General features: G+C 61.8%; 12 protein-coding genes. 4 read left to right on the top strand and 8 right to left on the bottom strand.

The window, feature by feature from the left end; all coding sequences use genetic code 11:
- Positions 1–35: 35 nt before the first annotated feature.
- The 8 genes from HX783_RS14725 to glnE form a co-directional block, all read right to left on the bottom strand.
- Positions 36–1,478, bottom strand: a complete 1,443-nt coding sequence (locus HX783_RS14725) for a lipopolysaccharide kinase InaA family protein (protein ID WP_177017339.1) — start codon at positions 1,476–1,478, stop codon at positions 36–38.
- Complete coding sequence (locus HX783_RS14720; RefSeq protein WP_177017338.1) at positions 1,478–2,230, bottom strand: lipopolysaccharide kinase InaA family protein; 753 nt, start codon at positions 2,228–2,230, stop codon at positions 1,478–1,480. Before HX783_RS14720 ends, HX783_RS14725 begins: the two co-directional genes overlap by 1 nt.
- Positions 2,227–2,961, bottom strand: coding sequence for a lipopolysaccharide kinase InaA family protein (locus HX783_RS14715; RefSeq protein WP_177017337.1), 735 nt, complete (start codon positions 2,959–2,961; stop codon positions 2,227–2,229). Before HX783_RS14715 ends, HX783_RS14720 begins: the two co-directional genes overlap by 4 nt.
- Positions 2,961–3,767, bottom strand: a complete 807-nt coding sequence (gene rfaP / locus HX783_RS14710; protein ID WP_177017336.1) for a lipopolysaccharide core heptose(I) kinase RfaP — start codon at positions 3,765–3,767, stop codon at positions 2,961–2,963. The genes HX783_RS14715 and rfaP overlap by 1 nt, the downstream gene beginning before the upstream one ends.
- The gene (locus HX783_RS14705) at positions 3,764–4,888 is read right to left on the bottom strand and encodes a glycosyltransferase family 4 protein (RefSeq protein WP_177017335.1); all 1,125 of its coding nucleotides are present in this window, start codon (positions 4,886–4,888) and stop codon (positions 3,764–3,766) included. The genes rfaP and HX783_RS14705 overlap by 4 nt, the downstream gene beginning before the upstream one ends.
- Complete coding sequence (gene waaC / locus HX783_RS14700) at positions 4,888–5,949, bottom strand: lipopolysaccharide heptosyltransferase I (RefSeq protein WP_177017334.1); 1,062 nt, start codon at positions 5,947–5,949, stop codon at positions 4,888–4,890. The genes HX783_RS14705 and waaC overlap by 1 nt, the downstream gene beginning before the upstream one ends.
- A gap of 1 nt (position 5,950) precedes the next feature.
- Positions 5,951–6,985, bottom strand: a complete 1,035-nt coding sequence (waaF, locus tag HX783_RS14695; RefSeq protein ID WP_159953831.1) for a lipopolysaccharide heptosyltransferase II — start codon at positions 6,983–6,985, stop codon at positions 5,951–5,953.
- 198 nt (positions 6,986–7,183) lie between these two features.
- Positions 7,184–10,123 (bottom strand): bifunctional [glutamate--ammonia ligase]-adenylyl-L-tyrosine phosphorylase/[glutamate--ammonia-ligase] adenylyltransferase, encoded by a 2,940-nt coding sequence (gene glnE / locus HX783_RS14690; protein WP_177017333.1) that lies wholly within the window; start codon positions 10,121–10,123, stop codon positions 7,184–7,186.
- A gap of 383 nt (positions 10,124–10,506) precedes the next feature.
- On the opposite strand from glnE, the gene aceE reads away from it, so the two are divergent.
- From aceE to msrA, 4 genes are all read left to right on the top strand, one after another.
- Positions 10,507–13,152 carry a pyruvate dehydrogenase (acetyl-transferring), homodimeric type gene (gene aceE / locus HX783_RS14685; protein WP_159953829.1) on the top strand — a complete coding sequence of 882 codons (2,646 nt, stop codon included), beginning with the start codon at positions 10,507–10,509 and terminating at the stop codon, positions 13,150–13,152.
- A gap of 11 nt (positions 13,153–13,163) precedes the next feature.
- Positions 13,164–14,810 carry a dihydrolipoyllysine-residue acetyltransferase gene (aceF, locus tag HX783_RS14680; protein ID WP_177017332.1) on the top strand — a complete coding sequence of 549 codons (1,647 nt, stop codon included), beginning with the start codon at positions 13,164–13,166 and terminating at the stop codon, positions 14,808–14,810.
- Between the two features lie 317 nt (positions 14,811–15,127).
- A complete protein-coding gene (locus tag HX783_RS14675; RefSeq protein WP_177017331.1) occupies positions 15,128–17,821 on the top strand; it encodes a bifunctional diguanylate cyclase/phosphodiesterase in 2,694 nt (897 codons plus the stop codon).
- Positions 17,822–17,894: 73 nt separating this feature from the next.
- Complete coding sequence (msrA, locus tag HX783_RS14670; RefSeq protein ID WP_177017330.1) at positions 17,895–18,542, top strand: peptide-methionine (S)-S-oxide reductase MsrA; 648 nt, start codon at positions 17,895–17,897, stop codon at positions 18,540–18,542.
- The last annotated feature ends 92 nt before the right edge of the window (positions 18,543–18,634 follow it).

Raw genomic sequence — 18,634 nt, 5'->3', positions numbered from 1 at the left:
CCTTCTGATCGTTCCCACGCTCTGCGTGGGAACGATCAAGCAACCGTTGTCGGCAAACGCTGATCTATCAGTTGATACAACGCACTGCTCTGCGGCCAGTTGCGCATAAACCGCGCGCGGTCCTTGGCATACGCCGGCGCGAAGCTGGCGACTGAGCTGTGTTGGCACATGGCGTCGAGGTCGATCAACGCCCAGCGGTCTTCGTGCCAGAACAGGTTGTGGCCTTTGAAATCGCCATGGCTGATGCGCTCGCGAATCAGCTCGGCAAACAAATGGTCCAGCGCCAGCAGTTCGTTTTCGGGCGCATCACCGTGTTCAACATACGGCGCAAAACGCTCGATGATGTCCGGCCCCGGCAGGAACTCAGTCACCAGATAGGCCCGGCTGCGCAGCCAGAAAAAGCGTTTTTCCAACACCGCCAGCGGTTTGGGCGTAGCAATGCCCAGGAACGCCAGGCGATTGCCTTCGCACCACGAATGCCAGGCACGGCTTGGGCGCCAGAAGCGCTTGAGCCAATGGGCAAAACCCTTGATGTTGTAGCGCTTGATCACCAGCGGCCGACCGGCCACCTCGACCTTGCCGACACTGGCCGCACCACCGGTCTTGTACAGGTGGCCTTGATCGAGCAACGCATCAGCCTGTTCCAGCACCGACAGCATCGCGGCCTCTTCCTCGCGACGAATCGCACGCAAGGCAAAGGGGCCGCGCACCACGCTGAACAGCGTGCATTCACGGCCGACTTTGTTCAAAAAGTCCTTCAAGCGCCAGGCGCTGACTTTGCGCACCTGCTTTTCCAGGGCTTCCAGCGGCAAGGCGTGCTCGCCGTTGCTCAGCAGGTAATACACCAGCAATTCTTCGGTGAACGGCGCGAGGTTTTTTGGCAACTGGGCGAAGAATACGCCGAGGTTTTCCAGCACGCGGTTGCGCGACAGCGGTTTGCCCGCCTCTTCCACGCGAATTCCGGCACCGTCAATCAGGTACAGCTTGCCGTCTTGGCGCAACAGGTTGTCCAGGTGCAGGTCTTCCTGCCACAAGCCCTTGATATGCATCTGCGCAATCGCCGCCAATGCTTCAGCGAGCACGGCGGTTTGTTCGTCGGCCAGCGGCGGCAGGCCTTCGACGGCCTGCCAGGCATCGGCAAGGCTTTCGGCGCCTTCGATAAATTCGAACAGCAGCCAGCCACCCTCGCCTTCCTGCAGGCCATCGGCAAGCAACAGGGGCGTGGTCAGGCCTTGCTCGGCGAGCAAGCGCACACCGCTGAGCTCACGCTGAAAGTGGCGGGCGGCCTTGCTGCCCACCAGCAACTTGGCCAGCACCGTGCGCCCGCGCCAGACGCCGGCGCCCACATAGCGCTCGCCCGGCATCACGCGCAACAGGCTGAGCAGTTGCAACTGCCCGGGGCCTGCGGCGTCTGCCAGTTCGATGGTCAGCGGCAGGCCGGGTGTGCGGCCGGCTTTTTTCAGCTCGGACAAACGCATCAGCGCTTCTCCTTGTGGCTGCGCCGCGCCGTCAGACGCTCAAACCAGGCGCTGACCAGCGAGCTGTCTTGCGGTTGATCAAGGTAGGCCGCCAGCAATTGCCGCACCTGCGCATCCGACCACTGCGGCGCGCGGCGCAACAGCGGCTCCAGGTCCTTGACCCGGTCACGTCGGCCGAACAGCAACGGACGGGTTTTCTCCAGGTCGATCAGTTGCGCGGCATAACCGTCGCCGGCCGCCTGCAGGAAAATATGCTTGGGATAGAAGCAGCCATGCACCTGCCCGACGCTGTGCAGGTGTCGCGCCAATTGACCACAGGCCAGCAGGATCGCGCGGTGCTGGGCGTCGCTCAGTTGCGACCATTGCTCCAGCAACGAATCCAGGTCATTCCAGCCGTCGAGGGCACGCGTGAGCAGCATCGCATGGCGCTCGCCGTTGACCTTGCGCTCACCAAAAAACGCCGCCTGCAACGCCGGAATACCGAGCTTCTGGTAACGGCTGATATTGCGAAATTCGCGGGCAAAGGTGGGTTCGCCAAAGGGCGAATGCAGCGTGCGCGTCAGGTAGTTGCTCTGGCGCTTGAGGTAGTAACCCTGGCCCTCAAGCTCCAGGCGAAACACGCTGCTCCAACCGCCCTCACTGGTATTGGGCTCATCCACCGCGTCCAGTTGCCTGGCCCACAGGGCGTCGAAGGTTGCGAGGCCGTGGCGCTCAAGCAGAGCGCGGTCTTCGGCCGCCAAAAAATCACTCATTCGCGTCCCTCGAAAAACTTCACCACATGGCGAATACGCTGTTTGTCTGACGCCGTCAGGTGGGTGCGTTGGCGGTATTGCATGTAAAAACGCAAGCGCTGGGTGGCCGACAAGTGATACTTGGCGACCTTGTCCAGGCAGGCCAGGTCCTTGGTAATCCGGTACTTGAGCCAGAAGCCGCGCCAGAAATCGCCATTGGGGCAGTCGATCAGGTACAGGGTTTGCTGATCGTCGACCAACAGGTTGCGCCACTTCAAATCGTTATGCGTGAAGCGGTGCTCGTGCATGGTACGGGTGTATTCGGCGAGCTGGCGGCTGACTGCGTTGACCCATTTCGGGTCTTTCAAACAGGCATCGTGACGGTCGGCCAGCGCCGACAGGTCTTCGGTTTTCGGCAGCTCGCGAGTGATCATCGCACCACGGTCATACGCCAGCCCTTTGCGCTCCAGGCCCCAGGCCACCACATCGGCCGTGGGAATGCCCCACTTGGCGAAGCGCTTGAGGTTCTGCCACTCGGACTTCACCCGTGGCTTGCCCAGGTAGCGGCGCAGGCCTTTGCCGGCGCCGACGTAGCGCTTGACGTAGTAATTGACCCCGCCGCGCTCGACCCGAATCACTTCCGACAGCGGGTCGCGGGTCAGGCGCTCGCCTTGCAGGGCAAACACCGCCTCAAGGCTGCCAAAGTCATCCGCCAGGGCGGCATAAGCGGGTTCCAGGTTCCAACCCGCCATCAGATCGCATCCCCTAGGCGCTGCTTGCGCGCGTACAGCTTGTCGGCCTTGCGCTGCAGCAGGCTCAAGGACGCCGACTGCTCGGCCAGGATCTGGCGCAGTGGCTGGCGGAAGTAACCTTTGAGGAAGCGCAGCTTGTCACGCTGCGTCAGGCCGATTTCCAGCGCCGAGTAGTACAGCGCAGACAAGTCTTTGTCGCGCCAGCGCAGCGGCAAGTGGGCACGCAATTGGGCGCGGTGCAGGTCGATCACCGACAGCTTGATGTTGCGGGCGTCGATGGGTTGCGCGGTGTCCAACAGGAAGTGGCACAGGTAGCAGTCGCGGTGATTGACGCCGCCACGGTGCATGTCGCCGACCATTCGGGCCAGTTCGGCCGTGAGCGCCAGGCGCAAGGCGAACGCCGGCGGCTCGGCCACCCAATTGACGGTCAGGTCTTCCAGGCTGATGGTCGGGGCCAGCTCTTCGGTGATGATGAACGAGTGCTGGTCCGCCGGGTTGCTGCCCTTTTCGCCGAACGCCACGCCGGTCATGGTCGGCACGCCGAGTTCTTGCAGGCGGTGGATCGCCGCCCACTCAAGGCCGGCGCCGAGCACCGGCAGTTTGGCGGTGATCAAATTCTTGAAGATTTCGCCCCAGCCGATGCCACGGTGGATTTTCACGAAATACGGGCGGCCCTCCACCTCGGTGCGCAAGGTGCGACGCGCAGCCAGTTCGCGAAATACCTGGCCTTGCAGTTTTTCGACTTCGGCAAAGGCGTCACGCCCCGCCCATAAAGTCTTGAACGGTTCGGCAAGAATCAACTTCATCGTTTTGGCTCCGCCAGAATCACATCCGCCGCGTGCTGCGGCATGCTGTAGAGGTCGGCCGTCTCGGCGAAGGCCAACCCATTGCGGCTCCAGGCCGCGCGCTGTGCAGTGTCAGTGAGCATTTGGGTCAGGTACCCGTTGAGCTGCGCTTGTTCGAACGGCTCATCCAACACCAAACCACTGTCGGCTTCAGCGATGTAATGCGCATAACCGCACACGGCCGAGACCAGCACCGGCAAGCCGGCTACCAAGGCTTCGAGCAACACGGTGCCGGTGTTTTCGTTGTACGCCGGGTGGATCAACAGGTCGGCGCCCAGCAGGAAACGCGGGATATCGCTGCGGCCCTTGAGGAACTGCACGTTATCGCCCAGCCCCAACGTGGCGCTCTGCAATTGGAATACTTTGGGGTCGTCCTGGCCAATTACAAACAGCCGGGTGCGTTTTTTCAGTTCCGACGGCAACGCGGCCACGGCCTTGAGGCTGCGGTCGACGCCCTTGGTCTTGAAGCCCGAACCGATTTGCACCAGCAGCAAGTCGTCGTCGGCGAGGTTGAATTCCTTGCGGAAACCTTCGCGGATTTCGGCGGCATTCGGCGGCGCGCGGCGGTCCTGGGCGATGCCTGGCGGCAGCAGGTGGAAGCGCTCCAGCGGCGTGTCGTAGTGCTTGATAAACAGCGGTTGCTGTACTTCGGAAATCATCAACACTTCGGTCTTGGCTTCCTTGGCAAACACCGCGCGCTCGTACTCGGCGAAGTGCTTGTAACGGCCAAAACGTTTGTACAGCGAATGACGCAGGTTTTGCGCCTTGTCTTCAAAGCAGCCGTCGGCGGCGTAGTACACGTCCAGGCCGGGCATTTTGTTGAAGCCAATCAGGCGGTCGACCGGGCGCTTGGCCAGGTCTGCCTCCATCCACGCGCTGAGTTTTTCATTGCGCCGATGGTTGAAAAACGCCTTGACCGGCGCCACCAGCACTTCGAAGCCGGGCGGGATGTCGCCTTCCCAGATCAGCGTGTAGACACGAATCTGGTGGCCGCGCTGCTGGCACTCCAGGGCGATGCGCATGAAGTCGCGCTGCAGGCCACCGAAGGGGAAATATTTGTACAGAACAAAAGCCAGTTGCATCAGTGCAGCTCCTCAGCCAGTAACAACGTGCTCAGCCGGCTTGCCACACGCTCAGGGTTCAAGCGCGTGAAGCACAGGGGCGACTCGCGCTTGATGTCGAACCGACGCGCATCGTCGGCCGTGGGTTGATAGGTACAGTGTTTTTGCAGGCACGGCGCGCACGGAAAATCGCTGGCCAGGTGAATCTGACCCTTGCCGTAGGCGCCGGTGAGGCCGGGGTTGGTGGGGCCGAACAGGGAAATGGTCGGCACATCCAACGCAGCGGCCAAGTGGCCGAGGCCGGTGTCGACCGCCACGCAGGCGCGGGCGCCGGCCAGAACACGGGCGACGCCGGCCAGGTTCAGCTTGGGCAGCACTTCGGCGTTGGCCAGGCCTTGGGCCAGGCGTTCGGCGCGGGCTTTTTCGGCGGCATTGCCCCACGGCAACTTCACGTCCACGCCCAGGCGGCCCATGCGCTCGGCCAGCTCGCGCCAATAGGCTTCGGGCCAGTGCTTGGTGTCCCAGGTGGTGCCGTGCAGCAGCAAGACGAACGGTTTTTTCGGTGGCAGGCCGAGCAGTTTGTCGACGCTCAGGCCATAGTCGCCAAGGCCTTTGGGCAAGTCATAGCCCAGCGCCACGGCGAACAGCTGGCGCAACCGCTCCACCGCGTGCTGCCCACGCGCCACCGCCAGGCGCCGCGAGTAGAAACGCGCAGCGATGGGTTCGCGTGCCGAATGCTTGTCGAAACCTGCCACCGGCGCACGCACATAGCGCGTCAGCCAGGCACTTTTCAGCAGGCCTTGGGCGTCGATCACCAAGTCGTATTTAGTCGACTGCACGCGCTGCTTGAAACGCCGCCACTCGCCGCTCTTGATGGTTTGCCAAATGTTTTTGCGCCAGCGACGAATCGCCACCGGGATGACCTTGTCCACCGCCGGGTGCCAGGTGGGGATCTCGGCAAAGCCTTCTTCCACCACCCAATCAAAGCGAATGCCGGGGATCGCCCGCGCTGCGTCGGTGAGTGCCGGCAAGGCGTGGATCACGTCGCCCAGGGATGAGGTCTTGATTACCAGTACGCGCAAACTAACGAACCTCGACCACAGAGCCCTGCAACCGCTGCAAGGCATCGCTGACCGGTTGCGGCAGCAACTGGCGCAGGCAATTGTAGTGGCCGAAACGGCAGGTGCGGTCGAAACACGGGCTGCAGTCCAAACCCAGGCGCACCACTTCGACCTTATCGGCCAACGGCGGTGTGAAACCCGGCGAGGTCGAGCCGTACACCGCCACCAGTGGGCGGTTCAACGCGGCGGCTACGTGCATCAGGCCGGAGTCGTTGGACACCACCGAATCGGCGCAGGACAACAGGTCGATGGCTTCGGCCAGGGACGTGTCGCCGCTGAGGTTCACGGCTTCTTCGCGCAGGCCGGGAATCAGGCGCTGGCGGATGTCCTCGCCCACCGAGTGATCGTTTTTCGAGCCGAACAACCACACCTGCCAGCCTTCGCGAATCTTCATCTCGGCGACTTTGGCGTAATGCTCCGACGGCCAGCGTTTGGACTCGCCAAACTCCGCGCCAGGGCACAGCGCCAGCACCGGGCGGTCGAGTTGCAGGCCGAACTTGGCCAGCGCCGCGTCGCGGGTCACTGGGTCGATCTGCAAGCTCGGGCGCGGGTACGGCGTGGGCAACTCGGCGCCGGGCTCGTAGGCCAGGGCCATGAAACGTTCGATCATCAGCGGGTAGCGCGCCTTGTCGAGGGTGCGCACGTCGTTGAGCAATACGTAGCGAAACTCGCCGCGCCAGCCGGTGCGCTTGGGGATGCCGGCAAAATACGGCACCAGCGCCGACTTGAGCGAATTGGGCAGCAGGATCGCCTGGTCGTACTCGCCGACCATGGATTTGCCGATGCGCCGACGCGTCGCCAGCTCAAGGGCGCCGTGGCCGAGCGGGAAACTCAAGGCCTTGCGCACCTCGGGCATGCGCTCGAGGATCGGCCGGCTCCACTCAGGGGCGAGCACGTCGATTTGGCAGTCGGGGTGACGCTGTTTCAGGCACTGGAACAGTGTCTGCGCCATCACCATGTCACCGACCCAACTGGGCCCAACGATCAGAATATTCATGTAGTTTCCACAAACGATGCGGGGAGGCTTAAGCCTCCCCGCCTCGACAATGATTGTAGATCGCGCTTTTTGTGGGAGCCGGCTTGCCTGCGATGGCATCGCTTCGGTATGGCTGAAGTACCGAGGCGCCTGCATCGCGGGCAAGCCCGGCTCCCACATAAAGCCGATTTCCACACTAAATTGGAGCCACTTAATTAATCAGCTTAAACCCAGTTCATTCCAGATTCGCATCACCTGACGCCGTTCGTCGGCGAACTGATCCCCAGCCACTGTGCCGGCCTCATTTTGCAAAGCCTGGCGGTGTGCGGCGGAACGGTAGGCCTTATACACCTCACGCAACAGATGGGCATCGGCGGCGGGCATCAGCCCGACCTGCTCCAGGCCCTCCAGAATGCGGATATTGTCGGTATAGCGCAGCAACGATGGATGTTGCGCAGACCACGCCAAAGCCGCGTATTGCACCATAAATTCAATATCGACGATACCTCCGGCGTCCTGCTTGAGGTCGAACGCCGCCGTGGGCTCGAAGGCATTGGCGCCGGTGCCGGCCGCCGTCGACTTGGTGCCCAGGTTGTCGCGCATCTTGGCGCGCATCTCGCTGACTTCCTGGCGCAACTTGGCCAAGTCGCGCTCACGCCCGAGTACTTTAGCGCGGACCTGCTCGAACGCATGGCCCACATCCTGGCTGCCCACCAGCACCCGCGCACGGATCAGCGCTTGATGCTCCCAGGTCCAGGCTTCATTTTCCTGATAGCGCTCGAACGCCCCCAGCGAACTCACCAGCAAACCGGACGCGCCGGAAGGTCGCAGGCGCATGTCCACTTCATACAGCTGGCCGGAGTTGGTCTGGGTGGTCAGCAAATGGATGATCCGCTGGCCCAGGCGCGTGAAGAACTGCGCGCCGTCGATGGGTTTGGCACCGTCAGTTTCGGCTTGCGGGTCGCCATCGTGGATAAATACCAGGTCCAGGTCGGAGCCATGGCCCAGTTCGATGCCGCCGACCTTGCCATAACCGACGATGATAAACCCGGGGTCGCACAGCGTGCCGTCGACCCGCCGCGGCGAGCCGTAGCGCGCCACAGTCTGGCGCCACGCCAGGGCCAGCACTTGTTCGAGGATGGCTTCGGCCAGCCAGGTCAGGTAGTCGCTGACTTTCATCAGCGGCAGGCTGCCGGCGATTTCCGACGCGGCCACACGCAGGCGGTGGGCCAGCTTGAAGTGGCGCAAGGCCTCCATCTGCTGCTCAAGGTCATCTTCAGGGATGCGCGTAAGGCGCTCGCGCAACTCGGCGGCGAGTTCCGGCGCCAATGGCGGCTTGAACAGGCGGCCTTCGTTGAGCAGTTCGTCGAGCAACAGCGGGAAGCGCGTGATCTGCTCGGCGATCCACGGGCTGGCGGCGCACAGGGTCAGCAGGCGACGCAGGGCGTCGGGGTTTTCCGTGAGCAGCACCAGATAAGCCGAACGGCGCGCGACGGCCTCGACCAACGGCAATACGCGCTCCAGCACCAGGTCCGGGTTGGCGTGTTCGACGGCCTGGGCCAGCAGGCGCGGGATAAACGCATCGAGCCGTTCGCGGCCCAAGCGCTGCATGGCACGCAGTTGCGGGCTGCCGCGCAGGCCAGTCAAGGCTTTGAGGGCTTTGGGCGCATCGGTAAAACCACCTTCGGCCAACTGGCGGCAAGCAGCGTCTTCGTCCTGGGACTCTTCCCACAGCGGCAGCCATTCGCCGCCTACGACCAACTCGCTTTCTTCGCCCTCCTCTTCATCGGGATCGGCGATCACTTGGCGGAAGTGCCAGTCCACCCGGCCACGCCAGTACATCAGGCGCTCGTGGAAGGCGGCCCAATCGGCGAAGCCGAGCATAAAGGCAATGCGCGCCTGGTCTTCCGGGCTGTCGGGGAGCATTTGCGTCTGGCGGTCGGCAATCGCCTGGATCGCGTGCTCGGTGTAACGCAGGAATTCGTAGCCATTGCGCAGCTCGGCGATCACCGCCGGCGGCAAATAGCCCTGGCCTTCCAGGGTGCCGAGCACTTTGAGCAACGGCCGCTGTTGCAGGCTGAGGTCGCGGCCACCGTGGATCAGCTGGAACGCCTGGGCGATGAATTCCACTTCGCGGATGCCGCCCGAGCCCAGCTTGATGTTGTCGGCCATGCCCTTGCGCCGCACTTCCTGCTGGATCAGCTGCTTCATGGTGCGCAGCGCTTCGATGGCGGAAAAGTCCAGGTAACGGCGGTAGACGAACGGGCGCAGCATATCCAGCAGTTGCGCACCGGCCACTTGGTCGCCGGCGACGACGCGCGCCTTGATCATGGCATAGCGTTCCCAGTCGCGGCCCTGGTCCTGATAGTACTGTTCCAGGGCATTGAAGCTGAGCACCAAGGCACCGGCCGAACCGTAAGGGCGCAGGCGCATGTCGACGCGGAACACAAACCCGTCGACCGTCATCGGGTCGAGGGCCTTGATCAATTTTTGACCAAGGCGAATAAAAAACTCCTGGTTATCCAGGGCGCGCTTCACGCCCACCGTCTCGCCGCCCTCGGGGTAGGCGAAGATCAGGTCGATATCGGACGACAGGTTCAGCTCCACCGCACCGAGCTTGCCCATGCCGAGGATGACCATGTGCTGGGCTTCGCCGCTGCGACGGCCGGTAGGCGTGCCGAATTGCACGCAGTGGCGTTGGTACAGCCATTGATAAGCTTGGTCGATGCTGGCGTCGGCCATATCGGAAAGGTCACGGCAGGTTTGCACCAGGTCGGCCTGGCGCGTCAGGTCGCGCCAGATGATGCGCACTTGCTGGCGCGTGCGTTGGCGGCGCAGTACGCGGCCCAGCTCATCTTCTGTTTCGGCCTGTTGCACGGCGCCGGCGATCTGGCCGCACAGCTCACCGGGCGCAAAGCCGCGGTCCAGCTCGCCCCAGGCCACCAGTTCGAGCAACATCAAAGGGTCACGCAAGCTCTGTTCAATGACGAAATCACTGGCGGCGCACACGCGGGCGAATTCAGCCCACCGTTGCGGCGTCCACTCAGAAAGGCCATGATCGGCGTCCAGCGCGGCCACTGCGTCACGAAATGACTGCTCGGCCCGCTGGGCAAAAGGCAAGAGAATGGCCGGTAGTTCGGCCAGCGTTGGAAGGCTCATGGTCTATCCTTGATCGGCGCGTAAATGGCGTGTTGCTGTGAACGCAAGAACCACGCTCGGTGAAGGACTGTCGAACAAAGGTTATAAATAGCTGAAATTAGATTAATCTTGGCAGGCAACATCAAACTTTCACCTTTTCTTGTTCGCAAAAGATCAACAATAACGATTATGCTCACCAGCCAGACTGAGCCATACGCTCAGTCTTGTGTAGTTTTACTACTCGTATATACATTCGAAAGGCTGAAATGGCCGACGATTTGTAGTAAAACTACAGGACGCCGAAGCAACCTTCGGCCATCCAAGAATTTATGTCGTCTGCCCACAAGGCCAGTCGCAAACTTCAGGCAACCGATTCTGGTAGCCTTTCCGCCCTGGAGCAAGCCATGCAAGACCTCGATCCCGTCGAAACCCAGGAATGGCTGGACGCCCTGGAATCGGTTCTCGACAAAGAAGGCGAAGACCGTGCTCACTACCTGATGACCCGTATGGGCGAACTCGCGACCCGCAGCGGCTCGCAACTGCCCTACGCCATCACTACGCCATACCGCAACACCATCCCCGTTACCCACGAAGCACGCATGCCTGGCGACCTGTTCATGGAACGCCGCATTCGCTCGCTGGTACGTTGGAACGCCATGGCGATGGTAATGCGCACGAACTTGAAAGATTCTGACCTGGGCGGTCACATCTCCAGCTTCGCTTCCAGCGCAACCCTGTATGACATCGGCTTCAACTACTTCTTCCAGGCCCCGACCGACGAACACGGCGGCGACCTGATCTACTTCCAGGGCCACACTTCTCCAGGCGTTTACGCCCGTGCGTTCATGGAAGGCCGCATCACTGAAGAACACATGAACAACTTCCGCCAGGAAGTGGACGGTAACGGCCTGTCGTCGTACCCGCACCCTTGGCTGATGCCTGATTTCTGGCAGTTCCCGACTGTATCCATGGGCCTTGGCCCGATCCAGGCGATCTACCAGGCTCGCTTCATGAAGTACCTGGAAGCGCGTGGCTTCATCCCTGAAGGCAAGCAGAAAGTCTGGTGCTTCCTGGGCGACGGCGAGTGCGACGAGCCGGAATCCCTGGGCGCCATCTCCCTGGCTGGCCGCGAGAAGCTCGACAACCTGATCTTCGTCATCAACTGCAACCTGCAGCGCCTCGACGGCCCGGTTCGCGGCAACGGCAAGATCATCCAGGAACTCGAAGGCGTGTTCCGCGGAGCTCAGTGGAACGTGACCAAAGTCATCTGGGGCCGTTTCTGGGACCCACTGCTGGCCAAAGACGTCGACGGTATCCTGCAACGTCGCATGGACGAAGTCATCGACGGCGAGTACCAGAACTACAAGGCCAAAGACGGCGCGTTCGTGCGTGAACACTTCTTCAACACGCCTGAACTCAAGGCGATGGTTGCAGACCTGTCCGACGACGAGATCTGGAAACTCAACCGTGGCGGCCACGACCCGTACAAGGTCTACGCGGCGTACCACGAAGCGGTCAACCACAAAGAACAACCGACCGTCATCCTGGCCAAGACCATCAAGGGTTATGGCACCGGTGCCGGCGAAGCGAAAAACACTGCGCACAACACCAAGAAAGTTGATGTTGAAAGCCTGAAGCTGTTCCGCGATCGTTTCGACATCCCGGTCAAGGACGAAGAGCTGGAGAACCTGCCGTTCTTCAAGCCGGAGCCAAACAGCGCCGAAGCCCGCTACCTCAGCGAGCGTCGCGCTGCACTGGGCGGTTTCGTGCCACAGCGCCGCGCCAAGTCCTTCGATATTCCGACCCCGCCACTGGATACCCTCAAGGCTATCCTGGACGGCTCGGGCGACCGTGAAATCTCCACCACCATGGCCTTCGTGCGGATCCTCGCGCAGCTGGTCAAGGACAAGGAAATCGGCTCGCGTATCGTCCCGATCATCCCGGACGAAGCCCGTACCTTCGGTATGGAAGGCATGTTCCGTCAGTTGGGCATCTACTCCTCCGTCGGCCAGCTCTACGAGCCAGTCGATAAAGACCAGGTGATGTTCTACAAGGAAGACAAGAAGGGCCAGATCCTCGAAGAAGGCATCAACGAAGCGGGCGCCATGAGCTCCTTCATCGCTGCCGGTACTTCGTACTCCAGCCACAACCAGCCGATGCTGCCGTTCTACATCTTCTACTCGATGTTCGGTTTCCAGCGTATTGGCGACCTGGCGTGGGCAGCAGGCGACAGCCGTACCCGTGGCTTCCTGATCGGCGGCACCGCCGGCCGTACCACGCTGAACGGCGAAGGCCTGCAACACGAAGACGGTCACAGCCACATCCTGGCTGCCACCATCCCGAACTGCCGCACCTTTGATCCAACCTACGGCTATGAGCTGGCGGTGATCATCCAGGACGGCATGAAGAAGATGACCGAAGAGCAGCAGGACGTTTTCTACTACATCACCGTGATGAACGAGTCCTACCAGCAACCAGCCATGCCGGCCGGTGTTGAGGAAGGCATCATCAAGGGCATGTACCTGCTCGAAGAAGACACCAAGGAAGCGGCGCACCACGTGCAGCTGATGGGCTCCGGCACCATCCTGCGTGAAGTGCGTGAAGCGGCGAAGATCCTGCGTGATGAGTTCAACGTCGGCGCTGACGTGTGGAGCGTTACCAGCTTCAACGAACTGCGTCGCGACGGCCTGGCCGTAGAGCGCAATAACCGCCTGCACCCAGGTCAGAAGCCAGCGAAGAGCTACGTCGAAGAATGCCTGGCCGGCCGTAAAGGTCCAGTCATCGCCTCTACCGACTACATGAAGCTGTTTGCTGAACAGATTCGCCAGTGGGTCCCGTCCAAGGAATTCAAAGTCCTGGGCACCGACGGTTTCGGCCGCAGTGACAGCCGCAAGAAGCTGCGTCACTTCTTCGAAGTTGACCGTCATTTCGTGGTGTTGGCAGCCCTGGAAGCCTTGGCTGACCGTGGTGAGATCGAACCTAAGGTGGTGGCTGACGCTATCGTCAAGTTCGGGATCAACCCGGAAAAACGCAACCCACTGGACTGCTGAGGAGATTTTTTGTGAGCGAACTCATTCGCGTACCTGACATCGGCAGCGGTGAAGGTGAAGTAATCGAGCTGTTTGTGAAGGTCGGCGACAAAGTCGAAGCCGACCAGAGCATCCTGACCCTGGAATCGGACAAGGCGAGCATGGAAATCCCTGCTCCCAAAGCCGGTGTGGTCAAGAGCCTGAAAGTGAAGCTGGGCGACCGCCTGAAAGAAGGCGACGAACTGCTGGAACTGGAAATCGAAGGTGCCGCTGATGCGGCCCCTGCGCCAGCGCCTGCTGCCGCTGCTGCACCCGCACCTGCTGCTGAAAAACCTGCCGCTGCCGAGGCTGCTCCAGCCCCGGCCGCTGCACCTGCCGCCGCCTCCGTTCAGGACATTCATGTTCCGGACATCGGCTCGTCGGGCAAGGCCAAGATCATCGAGCTGCTGGTCAAGGTCGGCGACACTGTCGAAGCCGACCAGTCGCTGATCACCCTGGAGTCCGACAAGGCCTCCATGGAAATCCCTTCGCCGGCTGCCGGCGTGGTGGAAAGCATCGCGGTCAAGCTGGAAGACGAAGTCGGCACTGGCGACTTCATCCTCAAGCTCAAAGTACAAGGCGCTGCGCCTGCCGCCGCACCGGCACCCGCCGCCGCTGCTCCGGCTGCCAAGGCTGAAGCGGCTCCGGCTGCTGCGCCTGCGCCTGCTGCAAAAGCCGAGGCCGCACCGGCCCCTGCGGCTGCCGCACCTGCGCCAAGCGGTGCCAAGGTTCACGCCGGCCCTGCCGTGCGTCAGCTGGCCCGTGAGTTCGGCGTTGAGCTGAACGCTGTGTCGGCCACTGGCCCACACGGTCGCGTGCTGAAAGAAGACGTGCAGGTTTACGTCAAAGCCATGATGCAGAAAGCCAAGGAAGCGCCGGCTGCTGGCGGCGCGACCGGTGGTTCGGGCATTCCGCCGATCCGCACCGTCGACTTCAGCCGCTTCGGCGAAATAGAAGAAGTGCCGATGACCCGCCTGATGCAAATCGGCGCGGCCGGTCTGCACGCAAGCTGGCTGAACATCCCGCACGTGACCCAGTTCGACCAGGCCGACATCACCGACCTGGAAGCTTTCCGCGTTGCGCAGAAAGCCGTGGCCGAAAAGGCCGGCGTGAAACTGACCGTGCTGCCGCTGCTGCTCAAGGCTTGCGCGCATTTGCTCAAGGAGCTGCCGGACTTCAACGCCTCGCTGGCACCAAGCGGCAAGGCGATTATCCGCAAGAAGTACGTGCACATCGGTTTCGCGGTAGACACCCCGGATGGCCTGCTGGTACCGGTCATCAAGAACGTCGACCAGAAGAGCCTGCTGCAACTTGCTGCCGAAGCCGCTGCACTGGCTGCCAAGGCCCGCGACAAGAAGCTCACCCCGGACGACATGCAGGGCGCGTGCTTCACCATCTCCAGCCTCGGGCACATTGGCGGCACTGGCTTCACGCCAATCGTCAACGCGCCGGAAGTGGCGATCCTGGGTGTGTCCAAAGCAACCATCCAGCCTGTGTGGGACGGTAAAGCGTTCCAGCCGAAGCTGATGCTGCCGCTGTCGTTGTCCTACGATCACCGTGTGATCAACGGCGCCGCTGCTGCACGCTTCACGCAGCGTCTGAGCCAACTGCTGAACGACATCCGCACCATCTTGCTGTAAGCCTCAACGGGCCTCTGCTTCACCGCAGAGGCCTGGCTGCACCGATTTTCGAGCGCCACGCTCGTACCTCAACCCCGCCAATTGGCGGGGCTTTTTTTGGCCGGCTTTTTTGTAGGGGCAAAGGGCGTCGTACCTGCGTCAATGCGCCACCCATCACCTGGATTGCAGAAACCGCTCCGGCGGCCGATAACAGCCATATAGCACTTAGCCTTCATCCTCTCTTGTCAGTGCGTGCTGCATGATGCAACCTTGCCGCAGGCGACAGTAAAGAGGGCGTGAGCCCGGCGCCGTGCGCATTTTCCCAAGCGAGTTTCCCCATGAAAAGCCAACCCGATGTCGCCCGTATGGCGGCCGAGGTAGTGACGCAGTTACCGGTGCCCTCGCGCCTCGGTATGCTGCGTTTCGAGCGGCTTAATGAGGCAAGCTGGGCGCTGCTGTACCTCGACCCCAATTGCGAGCGCCAATTCGGTCTGCCGGCGATGGAACTGTGTGCATTGGTCGGCACACCCTACGCCAGCTTGATGGAACCTCAAGCGCGCTATCAGCTACACGATGCGATCCAGCAGCAACTGACCCAGAGCCCGCATTACCTGGTGCGCTACACCCTGCACACCAATGACGGCCCGCTGAGCCTGCTGGAAATGGGCGAGGCCTACAAACAACACAACCGTCACCTGCTGCGCGGCTACCTGATGGTGGTCGACGGGCTGTTCAGCGAAATCCCCACCGCCGCCCCGACGGCCGACCTGGAAAACCAGAACAGCCGCCTGCAGATCGCCCTGGAACTCAACCAGCGCGCCCAGCAGGAACAATTGCAGCACCTGGAACGCGTGCGCGCCCAACAGGAGCTGATCCTGCTGCTGGCGCGCCAGCGCTACACCACGCCCAATTCGTTGCAGGAAGCCGCCGAGCTGATCACCCGCAGCGCCTGCGATATCTACCAGATCGATTGCGCGAGCATCTGGAACCTTGAAGGCCAGCGCCTGGTGCCGATCTCGGCGTACCACCGCGACGACCAACAACACCACTTGCCTGAAGCGATCGACGCCAGCGGCTTCCCGGACTACCTGGAAGCCCTGCATTCGAGCCGTGCCATCGACGCCACCCATGCGATGCGCGACCCGCGCACCCGGGAAATGGCCGAGAGCCTGCGCGCCAAGGATGTGCACGCCATGCTCGACGCCAGCATCCGCGTTGATGGCCAGGTGATCGGCGTATTGTGCCTGGAACAAAGCGGCAGCTCGCGTGCCTGGCAGGCCGATGAGATCGCCTTTGCCGGCGAGTTGGCGGACCAATTCGCGCAAGTGATCAACAACCACAACCGGCGCACCGCCACCAGCGCGCTGCACCTGTTCCAGCGTGCCGTGGAGCAAAGCGCCAACGCCTTTCTGCTGGTCAATTGCGACGGCGTGGTGGAGTACGTCAACCCCAGCTTCACCGCGATCACCCAGTACAGCGCCGAAGAAGTCCATGGCCATCGCCTGGCGCAGTTGCCGGCCCTGGAGAACCTCAGCGAACTGCTGTTCGACGCCCCGTCGAGCCTGGCCAAGAGCAACAGTTGGCAGGGTGAGTTCAAGAGCCGACGCAAGAACCTCGAACCCTACTGGGGCCAGCTGTCGATTTCCAAAGTGTATGGCGACAACCGTGAGCTGACCCACTACATCGGCATCTACGAAGACATCACCCAGACCAAGCTGGCCCAGCAGCGCATCGAGCGCCTGGCCTACACCGACAACCTGACCAACCTGGGCAACCGCCCGGCGTTTATCCGTAACCTCGACGAGCGCTTTGCCCGCGACAGCGACAGCCCGATCAGCCTGTTGCTGGTGGACATCGACAACTTCAAGCGGATCAACGACAGCCTTGGCCACCAAACGGGCGACAAGCTGCTGATCAGCCTGGCGCGCCGCCTGCGCAATAGCTTGAGTGCCAGTGGCAGCCTGGCGCGGTTTGCCAGTAACGAGTTTGCGGTGTTGCTCGACGACACCGACCTGGAGACTGGCCAGCAGGTCGCCAGCCAATTGCTGGCGACCCTCGACAAACCGATGTTCGTCGACAACCAACTGATCAGCGTCACCGGCTCCGTGGGCCTGGCCTGTGCGCCTCTGCATGGCCGCGACCCGCAAACCCTGATGCGTAACGCCGGGTTGGCGCTGCACAAGGCCAAAGCCAACGGCAAACACCAGGTACAGGTGTTTACCGAGGCGCTGAATGCCGAGGCCAGTTACAAACTGTTCGTGGAAAACAACCTGCGCCGCGCCCTGACTCAGAACGAGCTGGACGTGTTCTACCAGCCCAAACTGTGCCTGCGCAGCGGCCGCTTGCTGGGCATGGAAGCGCTGCTGCGCTGGAACCACCCGGAAAAGGGCATGATCCGCCCTGATCAATTCATCAGCGTGGCCGAAGAAACCGGGCTGATCATCCCGATCGGCAAATGGATCGCCCGCCAGGCCTGCCGCATGAGCCGTCAGCTGACCGCCGCAGGCATGGGCAATTTGCAGGTGGCGATCAACCTGTCGCCCAAGCAGTTCTCCGACCCGGATCTGGTGGCCTCGATTGCCACCATCCTCAAGGAAGAACAGTTGCCCGCCAACCTGCTGGAGCTCGAGCTGACCGAAGGCCTGCTGCTGGAAGCCACCGAAGACACGCGCCTGCAACTCGACCAACTGAAGAGTTTTGGCCTGACCCTGGCCATGGACGACTTCGGCACGGGTTACTCATCGCTGAGCTACCTGAAAAAATTCCCCATCGACATCATCAAGATCGATCGCAGTTTTATCCACGAAATCCCGGACAACCAGGACGACATGGAAATCACCTCGGCGGTGATCGCCATGGCCCACAACCTCAAGCTCAAGGTGGTGGCCGAAGGCATCGAGACCGCCGAGCAACTGGCGTTCCTGCGCCGGCATCGCTGCGATGTGGGCCAAGGCTACCTCTTCGACCGGCCGATCCCCGGTGCAGAGCTGCTCGAGAAGCTTAAACGCTACCCGCGCGGGCCAATCGCCTGACAGCGCTGTAACACTCGGGCACACTGGCTGTCTGAATCTTTACCGCTAACTCAACCTGACGAGAGGACTGATCATGGTCTTGCGCTCGGAAATTCTGGTGAACAAAAACGTGTTGCCCACTCAAGAACAAGCTTTGCCTGGCCGTGAAACCCCGATGGCGCTGCCAGAGACTCATTTCGTCAACGGCAACCCACTGCTCGGCCCGTTTGTCGACAACGTAGAGTTCGCGATCTTCGGTCTCGGGTGCTTCTGGGGTGCCGAACGCCGGTTCTGGCAGCGCGACGGCGTGGTCAGCACCGTGGTCGGTTACGCCGGTGGTTACACGCCGAACCCGACGTACGAAGAAGTCTGCTCGGGCCTGACCGGCCATAGCGAAGTGGTACTGGTGGTGTTTAATCAAGACAAGATCAGTTACGAAGAGCTGCTCAAAATGTTCTGGGAACTGCACAACCCAACCCAGGGCATGCGCCAGGGCAACGACATCGGCAGCCAGTACCGTTCGGTGATCTACGCCGTGAAACCTGAGCACCTGGAAGCGGCCAAGGCCAGCGCCGAGGCGTATCAGGCTGAGCTGACCAAGGCTGGCCTGGGCACCATCACCACGGAAATCGAAGAAGCGCCGACGGTGTACTTCGCCGAGGCGTATCACCAGCAGTACCTGGCGAAGAATCCGCAGGGGTATTGCGGGATAGGCGGCACCGGCGTGACCTGCCCGATCTAAGGGCAGCGCCGATGATGATCGTTCCCACGCTCCGCGTGGGAATGCCGACAGGGACGCTCTGCGTCCGCTCTTGAGGCGTGACGCGGAACGTC

It is taken from the genome of Pseudomonas sp. D2002, from assembly GCF_013385735.1.
GTDB lineage: Bacteria > Pseudomonadota > Gammaproteobacteria > Pseudomonadales > Pseudomonadaceae > Aquipseudomonas.
The sequence above is the reverse complement of the archived record's forward strand: the minus strand, read 5'-3'. Positions and strand labels throughout refer to the sequence as shown.